At 74.5% G+C, this 15,921-nt stretch carries 13 protein-coding genes; 5 read left to right on the top strand and 8 right to left on the bottom strand.

Annotated elements, in window-relative coordinates:
- Nucleotides 1–6 precede the first annotated feature (6 nt).
- Together VSR01_RS25140 and VSR01_RS25145 are read right to left on the bottom strand one after the other, a co-directional pair.
- Nucleotides 7–3,282 carry a galactose-binding domain-containing protein gene (locus VSR01_RS25140; protein ID WP_326451389.1) on the bottom strand — a complete coding sequence of 1,092 codons (3,276 nt, stop codon included), beginning with the start codon at nucleotides 3,280–3,282 and terminating at the stop codon, nucleotides 7–9.
- 169 nt (nucleotides 3,283–3,451) lie between these two features.
- Nucleotides 3,452–4,864: an MFS transporter gene (locus VSR01_RS25145; protein WP_326451390.1), complete on the bottom strand. Its 1,413-nt coding sequence runs from the start codon at nucleotides 4,862–4,864 to the stop codon at nucleotides 3,452–3,454.
- 124 nt (nucleotides 4,865–4,988) lie between these two features.
- Between VSR01_RS25145 and VSR01_RS25150 the strand changes: the two genes are divergently transcribed.
- On the top strand, nucleotides 4,989–6,050 hold the full coding sequence (locus tag VSR01_RS25150; protein ID WP_326451391.1) for a LysR family transcriptional regulator: 1,062 nt from the start codon (nucleotides 4,989–4,991) through the stop codon (nucleotides 6,048–6,050).
- Between the two features lie 136 nt (nucleotides 6,051–6,186).
- Here the strand turns inward: VSR01_RS25150 and VSR01_RS25155 are convergent, their stop codons facing one another.
- Nucleotides 6,187–7,086, bottom strand: a complete 900-nt coding sequence (locus VSR01_RS25155) for an alpha/beta hydrolase (protein WP_326451392.1) — start codon at nucleotides 7,084–7,086, stop codon at nucleotides 6,187–6,189.
- 100 nt (nucleotides 7,087–7,186) lie between these two features.
- Between VSR01_RS25155 and VSR01_RS25160 the strand changes: the two genes are divergently transcribed.
- Together VSR01_RS25160 and VSR01_RS25165 are read left to right on the top strand one after the other, a co-directional pair.
- Nucleotides 7,187–8,374, top strand: coding sequence for an adenosine deaminase (locus VSR01_RS25160; protein ID WP_326451393.1), 1,188 nt, complete (start codon nucleotides 7,187–7,189; stop codon nucleotides 8,372–8,374).
- 91 nt (nucleotides 8,375–8,465) lie between these two features.
- Nucleotides 8,466–8,780, top strand: coding sequence for a hypothetical protein (locus VSR01_RS25165; RefSeq protein WP_326451394.1), 315 nt, complete (start codon nucleotides 8,466–8,468; stop codon nucleotides 8,778–8,780).
- 316 nt (nucleotides 8,781–9,096) lie between these two features.
- Here the strand turns inward: VSR01_RS25165 and VSR01_RS25170 are convergent, their stop codons facing one another.
- The 4 genes from VSR01_RS25170 to VSR01_RS25185 form a co-directional block, all read right to left on the bottom strand.
- Complete coding sequence (locus VSR01_RS25170) at nucleotides 9,097–9,579, bottom strand: VanZ family protein (protein ID WP_326451395.1); 483 nt, start codon at nucleotides 9,577–9,579, stop codon at nucleotides 9,097–9,099.
- A 122-nt stretch (nucleotides 9,580–9,701) separates the two neighbouring features.
- Nucleotides 9,702–10,346 carry a hypothetical protein gene (locus VSR01_RS25175; RefSeq protein ID WP_326451396.1) on the bottom strand — a complete coding sequence of 215 codons (645 nt, stop codon included), beginning with the start codon at nucleotides 10,344–10,346 and terminating at the stop codon, nucleotides 9,702–9,704.
- Nucleotides 10,343–11,995 carry a HAMP domain-containing sensor histidine kinase gene (locus tag VSR01_RS25180; RefSeq protein ID WP_326451397.1) on the bottom strand — a complete coding sequence of 551 codons (1,653 nt, stop codon included), beginning with the start codon at nucleotides 11,993–11,995 and terminating at the stop codon, nucleotides 10,343–10,345. The genes VSR01_RS25175 and VSR01_RS25180 overlap by 4 nt, the downstream gene beginning before the upstream one ends.
- Before the next feature lie 46 nt (nucleotides 11,996–12,041).
- Nucleotides 12,042–12,719: a response regulator transcription factor gene (locus VSR01_RS25185; RefSeq protein ID WP_225850024.1), complete on the bottom strand. Its 678-nt coding sequence runs from the start codon at nucleotides 12,717–12,719 to the stop codon at nucleotides 12,042–12,044.
- A 517-nt stretch (nucleotides 12,720–13,236) separates the two neighbouring features.
- On the opposite strand from VSR01_RS25185, the gene VSR01_RS25190 reads away from it, so the two are divergent.
- The gene (locus VSR01_RS25190) at nucleotides 13,237–13,827 is read left to right on the top strand and encodes a SigE family RNA polymerase sigma factor (RefSeq protein WP_326451398.1); all 591 of its coding nucleotides are present in this window, start codon (nucleotides 13,237–13,239) and stop codon (nucleotides 13,825–13,827) included.
- 81 nt (nucleotides 13,828–13,908) lie between these two features.
- On the opposite strand, the gene VSR01_RS25195 is transcribed toward VSR01_RS25190, so the two are convergent.
- Nucleotides 13,909–14,685 (bottom strand): IclR family transcriptional regulator, encoded by a 777-nt coding sequence (locus VSR01_RS25195; RefSeq protein WP_326451399.1) that lies wholly within the window; start codon nucleotides 14,683–14,685, stop codon nucleotides 13,909–13,911.
- A gap of 229 nt (nucleotides 14,686–14,914) precedes the next feature.
- On the opposite strand from VSR01_RS25195, the gene VSR01_RS25200 reads away from it, so the two are divergent.
- A complete protein-coding gene (locus tag VSR01_RS25200; RefSeq protein ID WP_326451400.1) occupies nucleotides 14,915–15,898 on the top strand; it encodes an amidohydrolase family protein in 984 nt (327 codons plus the stop codon).
- Nucleotides 15,899–15,921 lie beyond the last annotated feature (23 nt).

The following is a 15,921-nucleotide window of genomic DNA, read 5'->3' on the forward strand; positions in this document are numbered from 1 at the left end:
CGCCGGTCAGGACCCCCAGACCTGGAGTTCGGACAACTGCCCGGCCGGCCAGCCGGTGTTGGCGGTGAAGGTCACCCGCACGTAGCGCTGCGAGGCGGCCGGGAAGGTGATCGTCACGGTGTTGCCGCCGGAGTTCGGGTCGAAGGTGTACGACGCGGAGGACTTCAGCGTGCCGAAGGACGATCCGTCGGTGCTGCCGGTGACCGCGAGGGTCTCGCTGCGCGCGCCCCAGGACGCGGGCAGCTCCAGCACCACCTCGCCGACGCTCTGCGCCGCGCCCAGGTCGACCTGGACCCACTGCGGGAAGGCGTTGTTGGCGCTCTCCCAGTAGCTGTCCTGGTTGCCGTCGGTGACGTTCGCGGCGGCGTAGGTCTGGGTGTGGCTGGACTCGGTGGCGGACTTGCCCGCGGCCAGGTTGCCGGCCGGCGGCGGGTTGTCGCCGCCCCCGCCGTTGTCGCCGCCGGTGCCGGGGAAGACCTCGAAGTCCGACAACTGGGCTGCGTTCCAGCCGGTGTTGGCGGTGATGTCGGCACGCACGTAGCGGGCGTTCGCGCCGGTGAAGGTGAGGGTGACGGTGTTGCCGGTGCTCGGGTCGAAGGTGTAGGACGCCGAGGACTTCAGGGTGCTGAAGGAAGAGCCGTCGGTGGAGCCGAGCAGCGACAGGGTCTCCTGGCGGGTCGCCCACGCGGTGGCCGGCGGCAGCTTCAGCACCACCTTGCCGACGCTGTAGCTCTGGCCGAGGTCGACCTGCGCCCACTGCGGGAAGGCGCCGGCCGCGCTCTCCCAGTAGCTGGAGGCGTCGGAGTCGGTCAGGTTGGCCGCGGTGTAGGCGCCGTTGCTGGAGCTGGCCGAAGCGGCCTTGCCCGCCGCGACGTTGGTGGAGCCGTCGATGCCGGTGCCGCTGAGCGCGACGGTGGTGGGGCTGTTGTTGGCGTTGCTGTTCACCGTCAGGGTGCCGGTGCGGGCGCCGCCGGTGGTCGGCTTGAAGGTGACGGTCACCGTGCAGGACGCGCCGACGGCGAGCGTGGAGCAGGTGGTGCTCTGGCCGAAGTCGCCGGTGACGGTGGCGCCGGAGACGGTCGCCGAGGTGGTGCCGGAGTTGGTCACCGTGACGGTCTGGGTGGCCGCGGTGGCGCCGACGACCGTGCCGGGGAAGGACAGGCTCGCCGGGGAGGCGTTGAGCACCGGGCCCGGCGCGGTGCCGGTGCCGGACAGGCTCACCGTGCTGGTGGTGCCGCCGGCGTTCACCGTCAGGGTGCCGGTGCGGGCCCCGGCCGCGGTCGGCTTGAAGGTCACGCTCACCGTGCACGAACCGTTCGCCGGGATCGACGAGCCGCAGGTGTTGGTCTGCGCGAAGTCGCCGGTGGCCGCGACGGAGGAGACCGCGGCGGCCGAGCCGGTCGGGTTGGACACCGTCACGTTCTGCGCCGCGCTGGTGGAGCCGGTGGCGACCGAACCGAAGCTCAGCGCGCTGGGGTTGGCGGTGACGCCCTCGGACGGGTACGGCGGGAAGACCGGGGTGGGCCAGCCGCCGCAGGCCGGGGTGCCGCTGATGCCGGAGTTGCCGCCGCCGTCGGTGACGGTGAAGTTGCCGCCCTCGCAGCTGTAGACGGGGGTGGAGGCGCCGATGCCGGTCGCGGTGACGTTGCTGAACTTCGCTGCGCCGCCGGTCTGTTCCTGCAGCGCGAAGGTGCCGGCGCCGGCGATGGTCACGTGGTCGAGGCTGACCCCGCTGATGGTGCCCTCGACCCACTGCACCGCCTCGTAGGGGCTCTGCTCGATCAGCGCGTTGCTCACGTTGATCGGGCCGTTGATCGAGCCCTGGCTGCCGTCGAACCACAGCGCGCCCACGCCGAACTGCCAGTTGGGGTCGAGGCTGCCGTCGCGGATCAGGGTGTTGCCGGAGATCGTGGTGGTGCCGACCGGGGTCGAGGTGAAGCGCTGGCCGACGTGGATGCCGCCGCCCTGGGTCAGGCCGGAGTCCTTGACCAGGTTGCCGCTGACGGTGTTGTCGTGGCCGCCGTAGATCGCGATGCCGTTGGCGAGGATCTGCAGCTGCACGGTGTTGTTCGAGATGGTGTCGCCCGCGTCCGCGCCGACCGAGGAGTCCGCCCAGGTGGCGATCCCGTCGTCACCGGTGTTGCGGACGTCGCTGTTGGTCACCGTCGAATTGGTCACGCCGCCGTGGAAGTTGATGCCGTCGGCGGTGGTGTCGCGGATGCGCAGCCCGCTGAAGGTCAGCTTGTCCATCGGCCCGTCCATCCAGGCGCCGACCTTCATGTGCTCGATCCACAGGTTGCTGGCCGAGGAGTTGCTCAACTGGCCGCCGATGCCGTTGACCTGGTCGTTGTCGTTGCGCTCCTGGACGTTGCCGAAGATCGCGAAGTCCTTCAGGTGCACATTGGACTTGGCGGTCGACGGCGGGTAGGTGCCGTAGAAGCCGGGCGCCGCGCCGGTGACGGTGGAGTACCACATGCCGGCGCTGGCGATCGTGACGTTGTCCACGGTGATGTGGCCGGGGATGTTGTACGTGCCCGGCGGTATCCAGACCGTGCCGCCCGAACCGGCCGCGGCTATCGCGGCGTTGAAGGCGGCGGTGGAGTCGCCCGCGCCGGTGGCGTCGGCGCCCTTGCTGGTCACCGAGACCGAGCCCGAGGGCTGCGTCAGCGCCGGGCCGACCTGCTCGAAGTCCGCGAAGTCGATCGTGTACGAGGAGGCGGTGTCGCCCGCGTCCACCTGGAGCTTGAAGGTGGTGCCCGCCGGATACGTCTGCGACAGCAGCCGGTGCGCCTCGTCGTAGAAGTGGTGGGGGTTGCTGCCGGGGGTGTTGGTGAACGGGTAACTGCCGTAGAACCAGCTGTAGGCGTTGGTCAGCGTGACGTCGGCCTGCTTGACGCCGTTGATGTACAGCGACAGCGGGGCGGTGTACACCGAGCCGTTCGCCGAGTCCGGGATGCTGTAGCGGAAGTCGATCGAGTTGGTCGCCACCGGGGTGGTGAACTGCACGTACTTGCCGCTGCCCTGGAGCGTCACCGCCTTGCGGTACGACGCCTCGTCGGCGAGCTGCCCGTACGCCCAACTCGGCCCGATCACCGTGCCGTTGGTGCTGGAGTTCTCCGCCTGGACCTCGACGTAGGGCAGGCTCGCGCCGCTGCCGCCGGTCGCGGCGGCGAGCGCCGGCTGCGCGGCCACCGCGACCACGCCGGCCGCCACCAGCGCGGCGCCGCCGCCCAGCGCGACCGCGCGGCGCAGGCCGCGGAGACTTCTGAGGGGTCTGAACACCTGTTGCTCCTTGAGAGGGGGTGGGGGGAGCAGTGCAGGGGGACCGTAGCCTCTCCGACACATGGCAGCAATATTGCGATCCATTTTCGTTGAAAATTGACTGATGCTTGCAAGAACTTGAGTTCACCGGCGGGGTCCGGGGTGGGGTGTTCGCCCGTCCGCGCCGGCCCTACCGCCGGCGGTCCCGGACCGGCGCTAGGCCGCGCGGGTCGCGGAGGGCCGGACGGGTGGCCAGGGCTACTGCGGTCAGGGCGACGGCTGTCGTGGCCGGCCAGCGGGCCGCGTGGTAGGCGGACGCGCCCAGGGTGCCGCCGAGGCTGTTGCCGATGTAGTACGCCGTCAGATAGAGCGCGGACGCTTGGGCGCGGCCGGTGGTCGCGGTGCGGCTGACCGCGCCGGAAGCGGCCGCGTGGCCGGTGAAGAAGCCCGCGGTCACCAGCACCAGGCCGAGCAGGATCAGCCACAGCGCCCCCGCGAGCGTCAGCAGCAGGCCCGCCGCGCACAGCGCGAGCGCCAGTGCGAACACCCCGCGCCGGCCCAGGCGCGCCTGCACGGCACCGGACACCGCGGAGGCCGCGGTGCCGACCAGGTAGACCAGGAAGATCGCGCCCACCGCGGCCTGCGACAGGCCGTACGGCGCCGCGGTCAGCCGGTAGCCGAGCACCGTGTACACCGCGCCGAACACCGCCATGAACAGCAGCCCCACCGCGTACATCGACCGCAGTCCGCGGTGTGCCAGGTGCCCCGCGACGGTGCGGGCGACCGCGCCCGGCCGGATCGGGCCCGGCGTGAAGTGCCGCGCGGGCGGCGCGAGGACGCGGAACGCCACCGCGCACGCCAGCGAGGCCAGGCCCACCGCCAGCAGCGCCGCGCGCCAGCCGTACGCCTGCGCGAGCGCGCCGCCCGCGACCCTGCTGCTCATGCCGCCGATCGAGTTGCCCGCGACGTACAGCCCGATCGCGGACGGCACGGCTGAGGGGTGCACCTCCTCGGCGAGGTACGCCATCGCGGTGGCCGGCAGCCCCGCGAGCGCCAGGCCCTGCGCCGCCCGCAGCGCCACCAGCACGCCCAGGTTCGGCGAGAACGGCACTGCGAGCGCCAGCAGCGACGCGCCGAACACCGAGACCGTCATCACCCGTATCCTGCCTGCCCCGCGGCCGCGCCCGAGAGGTATCCCCCTTTCGCTCAGCGCGCTCATCGGCAGCAGCGCCACCGCCAGCGCGCCCGTGCACACCGACACCGACAGGCTCGCCTGCGCGGGCGACAGCCGCAGGCCCTCGGAGAGCGCGGGCAGCAGCGCCTGCGTGGAGTACAGCAGCGCGAACGTCGCCAGGCCGGCGGCGAACAGCGCGAGATTGGCACGGCGGTAGCCCGGTGAGCCCTTCCGCAGCCGGGTGTCGCCGTCCGCGGCGCCGTCCGCGGCGCCGTCCGCGGTGCTGTCCGCGGCGCCGGGTGCGCCCGCCCCGGTCGCGGAGCCGGTCGCCGGTACGGGCGTGCTGCCGCGTGCGGGCCCGGGTGCGGACGGGGACGCTGCGGTGCGGGCCGGCCGGGCGGAGGCCGGCCCCGGTTCTGCGGGGTTCATGCCGGTGACGCTAGGACGCCCCGTTTTATGCGTCCAATGCTCGGATCGGCGACGATCGATACGTCAGCGTATGAATGCAGCGTACGGGCGCAAGCGCGCGGATCGGGCGGAGGCGGGAAAAGGCATGGGCGAGCGGAGCGCGGACGCGAGCGGCACGGGGCCCGCGGCGGACCCGGGCGGGGCGCCCGGCGCGACCCGCGGCCTCGGACCCGGCGCCGGCGGCGGCCGGGACACGCCCGGCGGCCCCGCGGTGGAACCGGCCGCGCTCGCCGAACTCGCCCCGGACTCCTGGGCGTTGCGGCTGACCCCGCGCCTGGCCCAGTTCGCCGCCGTCGCACGGCACCAGCACGTGACCCGGGCCGCCGCCCTGCTCGGCATGCCGCAGCCCACGCTGAGCCGCGCGATCGCCCGGCTCGAAGCCGACCTCGGCGTGACGCTGTTCGCCCGGCAGGGCCGCTCGCTGCGGCTGACCACCGCGGGCCGCGCGTTCCTGCGCACCGTGGAACGCACCCTCGCCGAGGTCGAACGGTCCGCCGAGTCCGTACGGCTGGACGCGGACCCGGACGCCGGCCGGATCGCGTTCGGCTTCCTGCACACCCTCGGCTCCGAGGCGGTGCCGGCGCTGCTCGCCGCGTTCCGCGCGGACCACCCGCGGGTGCGGTTCCAGCTCGTGCAGACGTACGGCGAGGAGATGGTGGCCCGGCTGCGGGCCGGGGCGCTCGACCTGTGCCTGACGTCGCCGCCGCCGCAGGAGTCCGGCCTGGTGGTACGCCGGGTGGACCGGCAGCGGCTGCGGCTCGTGGTGCCGCTCGGACACCGGCTCGCCGGCCGTCGCCGGGTGCGGCTCGCCGAGGTCGCCGCCGACCCCTTCGTCACGCTGGAACCCGGCTATGGGCTGCGCCGCATCACCGACCAGCTGTGCGCGGAGGCGGGGTTCGCGCCGCGCATCGCCTTCGAGGGCGAGGAGGCGGAGACGCTGCGCGGGCTGGTCGCGGCGGGGCTCGGCGTCGCGCTGCTGCCGCCGCCGGCGGTGCCGCGGCCGGGGGTCGCGGAGCTGGACGTGCTCGGCGGGGGCGCGTTCCGCGAGATCTGCGTCGCCTGGCGTGAGGGGGAGGTCGAGTCGGCGCCGGTCGCCGCGTTCAAGTCCTTCCTGCTGGCCCACCGCGGCCTCCTCGCCTCGCGCTGAGGGCATGGCGCGCCGGCCGCCCCGACGCTCGACGTCCTGCCGCGCCCCCGGTGTGCTGACGCCCGGCGCGCGGCCGGCGTCCACGCCTGACGCTGTAGGTCAGGGCGCGGCCGGCGTCCACGCCTGACGGCGTAGGTCAGGAGTGGAGGGAGCGGCCGAAGCCGGAGGCCAGGGGCATGCGCAGGCCGAGCGGCGGGGGCGCCGCGAGCGCGTCGGCGACCGGGCGGGCGTAGGGGCGGTCCAAGAGCGAGCCGAGGACGAAATCCGCGGTGAGCGCGAAGACCTCCGCGCGGTGCTGGTGCAGCGCGTGCCCGTCGGAGTGCACCTCGAACCTGCACACCTCCCGGTTGACCTTCTTCACCCGCTCCGCCAGCCGGTAGGACGCCTCCGGCGCGGTCACCTCGTCCTCCGTGCCGTGCACGATGAGCACGCGCCGTCCGATCAACTGCTTGACCGGCTCGGCCTCCCCCTCGCCCTCACGCTCCGGCTCCCGCCCCCGCGCCGCGGCGCCGCGGCCCGCGCCGGCCCCGTCCGCCGCCGGGTCGGCCACCGCACCGCGTCCCGCGGACCCCTCCGCGTCCGCGCCCGGCAGCCACGGCGCCAGCGCCACCACCGACGTCACCGCGGCGTGCCCCGCCGCGTGCAGCGCCGCCCGCGCGCCCATGTCCATGCCGACCAGGCACACCGGCACGTCGCCGTAGCGCCGCACCGCCTCGCCGACCGCCCACTCCGCGTCCTCCGCGGGATGCGCGTGCCCGCCGTTCCAGCCGCGGAAGCGGTAGTGCACGACATGCGCGGCCAACCCGTCGGAGAAACCTTCCCGCACCAGGTGCCGGGCCAGCGGCCACATCAGCGCCGCGGCCATGGGCGAGCGCCGCCGGGTGCTCAGCGCGTCGCCGCCGGGCAGCGCCAGGACCACCGCGCGCACGGTCGCGCCGGAGCGCTCGTCGACCGGGCGGGCGGACCCCGGGAACAACCCGGGCGCCACCGGCCGGCCGAGCCGCGCGCCACGTGCCGGTAATGCTTGCGAAGCCATGCCGCAACCTTGGCAGACGACAGGGTGTGCGCTGTATGGCCTGGCGGAAAATACTTGGCTGCTCCGGTACATCTACGCGCGTAGGAGATAGTGTGGGGGCATGCCGAACCCCGTATCGGGCCGACCGACCCGCGAACAGATCCGCCGCGCCCCCAAGGTGCTGCTCCACGACCACCTCGACGGCGGGCTGCGCCCGGGCACGATCGTCGACATCGCGCGCGAGACGGGGTACGCAGGGCTGCCGGAGACCGACCCGGACACGCTGGGCGCGTGGTTCCGCGCCGCCGCGGACTCCGGCTCGCTGGAACGCTACCTGGAGACCTTCGCGCACACCTGCGCCGTGATGCAGACCCGCGACGCGCTGGTGCGGGTCGCCGCCGAGTGCGCCGAGGACCTGGCCGCCGACGGCGTCGTCTACGCCGAGGTGCGGTACGCCCCCGAGCAGCACCTGGAGGGCGGGCTCACCCTGGAGGAGGTCGTCGAGGCGGTCAACGAGGGCTTCCGGCTGGGCGAGCGCCGCGCCCGGGAGGCCGCGGCCCGCGCCGGCGGCACCGCCGGCGGCCGGATCCGGGTGGGCGCGCTGCTCACCGCGATGCGGCACGCCGCCCGCTCCCAGGAGATCGCCGAACTCGCCAACCGCTACCGGGACTCGGGCGTCGTCGGATTCGACATCGCGGGCGCCGAGGCCGGCTACCCGCCCACCCGTCACCTGGACGCGTTCGAGTATCTGAAGCGGGAGAACAACCACTTCACCATCCACGCCGGCGAGGCGTTCGGCCTGCCGTCGATCTGGCAGGCGCTCCAGTGGTGCGGCGCCGACCGGCTCGGCCACGGCGTGCGGATCATCGACGACATCGAGCAGAAGGACGGCGAGGTCACCCTCGGCCGGCTCGCCTCCTACGTGCGCGACAAGCGCGTCCCGCTGGAGATGTGCCCGACGTCCAACCTGCAGACCGGCGCCGCCTCCTCCTACCGCGAGCACCCGATCGGGCTGCTGCGCCGGCTGCACTTCCGGGTCACCGTCAACACCGACAACCGGCTGATGAGCGGCACCAGCATGAGCCGCGAGTTCGAGCACCTGGTCGAGGCCTTCGACTACACCCTCGACGACATGCAGTGGCTGACGGTCAATGCGATGAAATCAGCGTTCATTCCTTTTGACGAACGTCTCGCGATGATCAACGAGGTCATCAAGCCGGGCTACGCCGAACTGAAGGCCGAGTGGCTGTTCGCGCCGGTGGCCGCCGCACCCCCGGTGGCCAGCGGTTCCGCCGACCGTCGCGGCTGAGGCGGCGGCGTGGCGGCGGCCTGGCGGGGGCGGGCCGCCGCGCGCCACGCCGGTTGCACGGCAGGTCAGCGGATGGCTACGTTCCGCAGTTATGCAAACCCGAACCCAGAAGACCCTCGCCACCACCGTGCTGGGCCTGGCGGCCGTCGCCGCCGCGGCCGGCTCCGCCTCCGCCGCCGACCTCACCGGCGGCGCCCTCGGCTCGCTGCCGGTCGGCCAGGCCACCAACCTGCTCCCCGGCGCCACCGACTCCGCGTCCGGCGCGCACACCGCCGTCAAGAACGGCACCTCCGCGCTGCCCACCGACGGCCTGCTGCCCTCGGGCAACCACCTGTCGGGCAACCAGGTCGCGCCGGTCTCCGGCCTGCTCGGCGGCCTGCCGGCGGGCGGCGTCCTCGGCAGCTGACTTCGGCGCCGCCCGCGCGGCCCAGTCGTGCGCCGGACCCGAACGGCCCGCGGCCCGCACCCCTCGTCGCACGGAGGGGCGCCGGGCCGCGGGCTGCGGCGTACCCGTGGCGTATCCGTGCCAGGCCGTGAGGGCGCGGGCTCGCGGTACGGGCACGGCACGCGGTACGGGCACGGGCTCGCGATACGGGCACGGCACGCGGTCGGGTACGCGCCCGGTCCCGTGGTGGCGCTCCGCCTCCGGCGGCGACCGGCGGCGACCAGCGGCGACCTGTGGCGACCTGTGGCGACCGGCGACCGGCGACCGGCGGCTGCGGCTACGGCAGCGGGGCCAGGGCCGGCTCCGGGAGCGGGGCGGGCGCGGCGGTCGCGCGGCCGCGCAGCCGGCGCCGGGCGACCGGCACCACCACCAGGTGGAGCAGCGCCACGCCGAGCGTGTTGAGCAGCAGCGCGTCCACGTCGAAGAGCTGCCCGGGCACCAGTGTCTGCGCGAACTCCAGCGACAGCGACACCATCAGCGCCGCGAAGACCGTCCTGGCGAAGGACGCGAAACCCGAGGTGTCCACCCGGCCGCCGGTCAGCGGCAGCAGCACCCCGAGCGGGGCGAGCAGCCCCAGCCCCGCGCCGATCCTGCGCGCCGCCTGCAACGGACCCATCCGCAGGTCCTCGTGGATGGTGGCCAGCGGACGCAGGTTCGGCGCGGGGACCCAGGCGACGTAGTGCGGGCGCAGCAACAGCCAGCCGACGAAGCACAGATACGCCGCGGTGAGCAGCAGCCCGGCCGCGCGCACCCTGATCATGGAGCCATCGTGCCGCACGCCCTGCAGGACGCTCCGCGGCACGCCGCGGTTCCCGATCCGAACGGCTGTTCCCCCGCGTCCCCGGGCGGCCGGCGGCCCGCGCACCCCGGCGGGCGCGCGGCTCAGCGCACCGGGATGCCCGCGGTGTCCGCCGCGTACGCGCTGGTGCGCAGGTCGGACGTGCAGGAGTAGCGGCGCAGCTCGTCCGCGCGGTCCGGGCCGCCGAGTACCACCGAGTGGTCGGGGGACACGGTCGCGTCGGCGGCGAGTGTGCAGACGATCTGCCCGAGCGCGTACGAGGGCAGCTCGTCCGGCGCCTGGTTCAGCCGCAGCGTGCCGGCCGGGTCGCCGGGGCGCGCGCCCAACACCTCCAGCGCGTCCGGCACCGCGGTGTCGAAGCCGACCGAGCTCTCCGCGGCCCGCGGGCTCAGCTCCAGCTGCGCGACCAGTGCGCGGGCGAGCGCCGCGGCGTCGGGGCGGCCGTCGGTCGCCGTCGGCACCGACCGCACCGCGCGCCGCACCGGCGCGATCTGCCCGCCGCACACCAGATACAGCGTCCGGCCGACCTCGCCGGGAGCGGCCGTGGCCGGCGTCGACGGCTGCGCGCAGGTCACCCGCGAGGGCGCGGGCCCGGCGTCCACCGGCACCGACGTGGAGCGGATGCCGCAGCCGGAGGCGGCCAGCGCCAGCACGGGCAGCAGCAGCGCGAACCCGGCGGCCGGCCTGCGCGGGCCCGGCCCCGTCCGCCGTCTCGTGCCCGGGGTCATGCGTCGCCCCCCGGGCGGTCCGCGGCGTCGGAGCCGCCCGCGTCGGAACCGCCCGCGCTAAAGCCGTCCGCGTCGGAGCCGTCCGCGTCGGAGCCGTCCGCGCGGGAGCCGCCCGCGTCACCGGGCACGTCGCCCGGCTCGTCGTCGCGCTCGTCGCCGGCCGGGCGCACCGGCAGGCGCAGGGTGAAGACCGCCCCGCCGCCGGGGGCGTTGGCGGCGGTGATGTCGCCGCCGTGGATGTGCGCGTTCTCCATCGCGATGGACAGGCCCAGACCGCTGCCCTCGGACCGGGCCCGGGACGCGTCGGCCTTGTAGAACCGGTCGAAGACGTGCGGCAGCACGTCCTCCGGGATGCCGGGGCCGTGGTCGGAGACCGCGACGACGATCTCCTCGCGCCCGCCGGACGCGCCGCGGCGCAGCGTCACCCGCACCGGGGAGCCGCCGTGCTTGAGCGCGTTGCCGATCAGGTTGGCCATGATCACATCGAGCCGGCGCGGGTCCAGCGTGGCCAGCACGCCGCGCGGCGCGTCCAGCTCGACCGAGTCCACCCAGGCGCGGGCGTCCATGCACGCCATGATCATGTCGGCGACGTCGACCTCGTCGACCCGTAGCTTCGCCGTCCCCGCGTCGAAGCGGGTGACCTCCATCAGCGTCTCCACCAGTTCGTTCAGCCGCCGGGTCTCGCTGACCACCAGCCGTACCGCCGGCGCGATCAGCGGGTCCAGCGCCTCCGCCTCGTCCTCCAGCACGTCGGTCACCGCGGTGATCGCGGTCAGCGGGGTGCGCAGCTCGTGCGACATGTCGGCGACGAAGCGCCGGCTGGCCGCCTCCCGCGCGCTCAGCTCCTCGACGCGCTTCTCCAGGGCCTCGGCCGCGTTGTTGAAGGTGCGGGACATCTCCGCCAGTTCGTCGGTGCCGGTGACCTTCAGCCGGGTGTCCAGGTGTCCCTCGCCGAGCCGCTGCGCCGCCTCGCCCAGCCGACGCACCGGCCGCAGCACCGTGGAGCCCGCCGCCTGCGCGAGCAGCGCCGCGCCGATCAGCGCCAGCAGCGTGGCGATGCCCAGCGACCAGGCCAGCGAGTTGAGGTCCTTGCGCTCGGCGTCCAGCGACTTGAGCATGTAGCCGGTCGGGCCGTCGCCGTTCACCCGCGCGCCCGCCACCAGGTACGGGTGGCCCTGCAGCGAGATCCGCTCCCAGTGCAGGTGGTAGCGGCCGTGGTCGTTCTCGTGCCGGGTGTCGACCGCGCGCTGCAACGACTGCGGCACGTCGTCCAGGGTGAACACGTCACGGTCGGAGGGCGCCGCGCACGGCGAGCTGTCCGGCGCGGTGTCGATCAGCACCACCTGGTACGAGTCGGGGCCGCCGATCCGGCTCGCCGCGTTCTGCAGCGACTTGCAGGTGGGCTCGACCGGCAGCGACGCGGCGTTGCGCTGCATCGAGTCGCGGAAGTCGTTGAGCGCGCTGTTCTGCGCCCGGGTCAGCACCGCGTCGCGGTTGAGCCAGTACGCGATCCCCGACACCGAGACCGCCGCGGTCAGCGCGACCAGCGCGAAGACCGCGACCAGCCGCAGCCGCAGGCTCGTCCAGCGCAGCCTGCCGAACCACCGGCCCGCCCTGGCCGGGCGGGAGGCGTCGTGCGCACCGCTCACGAAGCCCTCGCGGGGACGGGCGCGGCGGCGAGTACGGCGGGAGCATTCACTGCGGCGTGTCCAGCCGGTAGCCGACGCCCCGGACCGTGCGGATCAGCGTGGGCGAGGACGGCACGTCCTCGATCTTCGCCCGCAGCCGCTGCACACACGCGTCGACCAGCCGGGAGTCGCCCAGGTAGTCGTGCTCCCACACCAGCCGCAGCAGCTGCTGCCGGGACAGCGCCTGCCCCGGCCGCCGGCTCAGCTCCAGCAGCAGCCGCAGCTCGGTCGGGGTCAGCTGGAGGTCGCGGCCGTCCTTGGTGACGGTCATCGCGCTGCGGTCGATGACGATCGAGCCGAAGGCCGCGGAGTCGGTGCTGTCCCGCTCGCCGCGGCGCAGCACCGCGCGGATGCGGGCGTCCAGCACCCGCGGCTGCACCGGCTTGATCACGTAGTCGTCCGCACCGGACTCCAGACCCACCACGACGTCGATGTCGTCGCTGCGGGCGGTGAGCAGGATGATCGGCAGCTGGTCGGTGCGCCGGATGCGGCGGCACACCTCGAAGCCGTCGATCCCGGGCAGCATCACGTCCAGCACGATGAGGTCCGGGCGCTGCTCCTTGAGCAGCCGCAGCCCGTCCTCGCCGGTCGCCGCGGCCACCACGCGGTGGCCCTGGCGGGACAGGCCGAGCTCCAGACCCGTACGGATGGCGTCGTCGTCCTCGATCAGCAACAGGAAAGGCACGCCGGACATTGTGTCCTACGCCCGGTCGCCGGTTGAAGCGCGGGGAGCGCACAGGCCCCGCGGAACGCCCGATCCGTACGCCCGCGACGCGGTCAACTACCGTGCGTGCAGCGGGATTCAAGGCCCGGGAACCTCTGTGACGGGGCTGTGACACTCGGCGGACAGCGCGATGAAACTGGCCCGGCAGTCTTATGCCCATCGGATGAGCGCACCCGCAAGGAGTGCGACGCCGCAGACCACGCTGACGGTTCCATCGACGGGGGCGCGACATGAACGCACTGCACAGCACCACGACCGCCGCAGTCCGGTCCGCGCACGGCCGCCCCGTGACCGCCCTGGCCAAGCCCGGCGCCGGCGCCGCCGCGAGCGGCGCGGCGGCGGCCAAGGCCGCGGAGAAGTCCGGTGCCGCGGGCGCACGGGGGTACGCTCGCGGCACCGGGCGCACCGCCGCCCACCAGGGCGGCGCCGAGCGCCGCCGGCCTGGATCACCCCGGTCGAGGACGGCGCCGCGGCCCGGGTGCCCGCGCAGGTCCCGCCGGCCGGTGCCGAGCCGCGGCAGGAGCGCACCGCGGCGCAGCGCGCGGAGGCCGAGGCCGCGTTCACCGCGTACGTGCGGGAGCGCCGGGCCTCGCTCTACGCCACCGCGTACCACCTCACCGGCGACCGGTTCGCCGCGGAGGACCTGCTGCAGAGCGCGCTGTTCTCCACCTACCGCGCCTGGGACCGGATCAGCGACAAGGCCGCGGTCGGCGGCTACCTGCGGCGCACCATGACCAACCTGCACATCAGCGCCTGGCGGCGGCGCAAGCTCAACGAGTACCCGACCGAGGAGCTGCCGGAGACGGTCGGCGACACCGACGAGATGGGCGGCACCGAGCTGCGCGCCGTGCTGTGGCAGGCGCTCGCCCGGCTGCCCGAGCAGCAGCGCACGATGCTGGTGCTCCGCTACTACGAGGGCCGCACCGACCCGGAGATCGCGGAGATCCTGAACATCAGCGTCGGCACGGTGAAGAGCAGCATCTGGCGCTCGCTGCGCCGGATGCGCGAGGACGAGGCGCTGAGCTTCGGACGCGACGAGGAGGACGCGTTCGGCGAGCTGGTCGCCTGAGCCTGCTGGGTGCCTGAGCCTGCTGGGCGGCGGATTGCTGGGCTGCGGCCTGCTGGGCGGCGGACCGCCGGGCCGGCGCCGCTACGGCCGGGGGCGCCGTTCCTCCCCGCGGTGCTCGCCCGGGGGCCCGCCGAGCCCGCGGGCATCGCTCAGCTCCCGTGAGACGGCCCGCGCGGCGGCGCGGACGACCGCCACGTAGGGCGTGGCCGCGAAGCCGCTGCTGGGCACCACCACGGAGACGGCGGCGACGACCCCGTCCGCGTCGCGGACCGGCGCCGCCACGGTGGCCCACGGCGGTGACAGCTGCCGGCCCGTCGCGTAACCGCCCCTGCGGACCTCGGCCAGCACGCGGCGCAGCTCCTCGGCCGTACGCACCACGTCGCCGCCGCCTCCCGGCCCGAAGCGCCCGGCGACGCGCTCGCGCACCTCGGACGGCGCGTGGGCCAGCAGGACCAGGCCGACACCGGTCTGCGCCAGGGGCATGCGGCCGCCGACGCGAAAGGCCGCCGGACCCGCGTCGTGCGCGGACAGCCGCTCGACCAGCAGGGCCTCGTCGCCGTCCCGCACCGCCAGCAGCACATGCTGACCGGTCACGTGGAACAGGTCCTCCAAGTACGGCATCGCCACCGCCCGCAGCCCGTGTCCGCGCGGAGCGAGCGAGGCGATCTCCAGCAGTCGCAGGCCGATCACGTAGCGGCCGTCGTCCAGGCGCTCCAGCGCCCCCGCCTCGGTCAGCTTCCTCGCCAGGCGCAGGGCCGTACTGCGGGGCAGCCCGGTCCGGCGGGACAGATCCGCCAGCGGCAGGACGCGGTGGTCGGCGTCGAAGGCGGCCAGCAGCGCGAAGGCGCGATCGACCACCGCCTCGCCCGCCCCCGAGGCGGGTGTGCGCGTTCTTCTCGGGGAGCCCGCGCGGGGCGGATCGGATGCCGGCACCTGGTCTCCGTTCCACTCAGTGGCATCGGGCGTGCCGTCCAGCGGCCGAGAAACCTAGCGTAAACGGGCCTGCTCGCGGACGCGGGCTGCGCCCCGGGCCCCGGTCATCCCGTCGACCCGGGCGCTCGGCACCCTCCCCGAAGGGAACGACGTGATGAGCACCGACGCGCTGGTGGACGTCCACGCCCACTTCACCACCCCGCACTACATCGAGGCCGCCAAGGCCGCCGGCCATGTGCGGGCCGACGGCATGCCCGAGGACTACTGGCCGCGCTGGACCGCCGAGGAGCACCTCGCGTTCATGGACGACGCCGGCATCGCCAAGGCGGTCCTGTCGCTGTCCTCACCGGGCGTCCACTTCGGCGACGACCGTGCCGCCCGTTCGCTGGCCCGCGAGGTCAACGACTTCGGCGCCCGGGCGGTGCGCGACCACCCCGGCAGGTTCGGGCAGTTCGCCGCGCTCCCGCTGCCCGACGCGGAGGGCGCGCTGGCGGAGATCGCCTACTGCTTCGACGAACTGGGCGTCGACGGCGTCATGATGTTCTCCAACCACCAGGGCCTCCGGCTCGCCGACCGGCGCCTGGCCCCGGTGCTGGAGGAACTGGACCGCCGGGCGGCGGTCGTCCTGCTGCACCCGACCACCTGCCCCGGCCACGAGGAGCTGTCGTCGGGACGGCCCCAGCCCATGCTGGAGTTCCTGTTCGAGACCGCCCGCACGGTGGTCGACTACATCCTCAGCGGCGCGGCGGACAGGTTTCCCGGCATCCGCCTGATCGTGCCCCACCTGGGCGGCGTGCTGCCGCTGGTGGCCGAGCGCGTGCAGGCGTTCCTCACCCTCGGCGACGGTCCGGGCGACGGCCCGGGTGACGAGGCGGCGGTCGGCCGGGCCCTCGGCCGGTTCCACTACGACCTCGCGGGCATGCCGTCCGAGCAGCAGATCGCCGCGCTCGCCGCCGTCGCCCGCCCGGAGCGGCTCCTCTACGGCAGCGACTACGCCTGGACCCGCCGCGGGCTCGCCGTGAAACTGCTGGCCGACCTGGACGCGACCATGCCGGCCGTCGACCGGCACTGGCGTGCCCTGACCACCCGCAACGCCGAGCGGCTCTTCAGCTCTGCTGCGCGGGAGACCTCGCGGTGACCGCGCCGACCGGCCTACGGGCA

Source organism: Actinacidiphila sp. DG2A-62, assembly GCF_035825295.1.
Lineage (GTDB): Bacteria > Actinomycetota > Actinomycetes > Streptomycetales > Streptomycetaceae > Actinacidiphila.

Excerpts from the sequence above, each read along its gene's own strand:
- VSR01_RS25160 (WP_326451393.1), top strand. The coding sequence starts at position 7,187 with ATGCCGAACCCCGTATCGGGCCGACCGACCCGCGAACAGATCCGCCGC.
- VSR01_RS25175 (WP_326451396.1), bottom strand. The coding sequence starts at position 10,346 with ATGACCCCGGGCACGAGACGGCGGACGGGGCCGGGCCCGCGCAGGCCG.
- VSR01_RS25155 (WP_326451392.1), bottom strand. The coding sequence starts at position 7,086 with ATGGCTTCGCAAGCATTACCGGCACGTGGCGCGCGGCTCGGCCGGCCG.
- VSR01_RS25170 (WP_326451395.1), bottom strand. The coding sequence starts at position 9,579 with ATGATCAGGGTGCGCGCGGCCGGGCTGCTGCTCACCGCGGCGTATCTG.
- VSR01_RS25165 (WP_326451394.1), top strand. The coding sequence starts at position 8,466 with ATGCAAACCCGAACCCAGAAGACCCTCGCCACCACCGTGCTGGGCCTG.
- VSR01_RS25145 (WP_326451390.1), bottom strand. The coding sequence starts at position 4,864 with ATGAACCCCGCAGAACCGGGGCCGGCCTCCGCCCGGCCGGCCCGCACC.
- VSR01_RS25150 (WP_326451391.1), top strand. The coding sequence starts at position 4,989 with ATGGGCGAGCGGAGCGCGGACGCGAGCGGCACGGGGCCCGCGGCGGAC.
- VSR01_RS25200 (WP_326451400.1), top strand. The coding sequence starts at position 14,915 with ATGAGCACCGACGCGCTGGTGGACGTCCACGCCCACTTCACCACCCCG.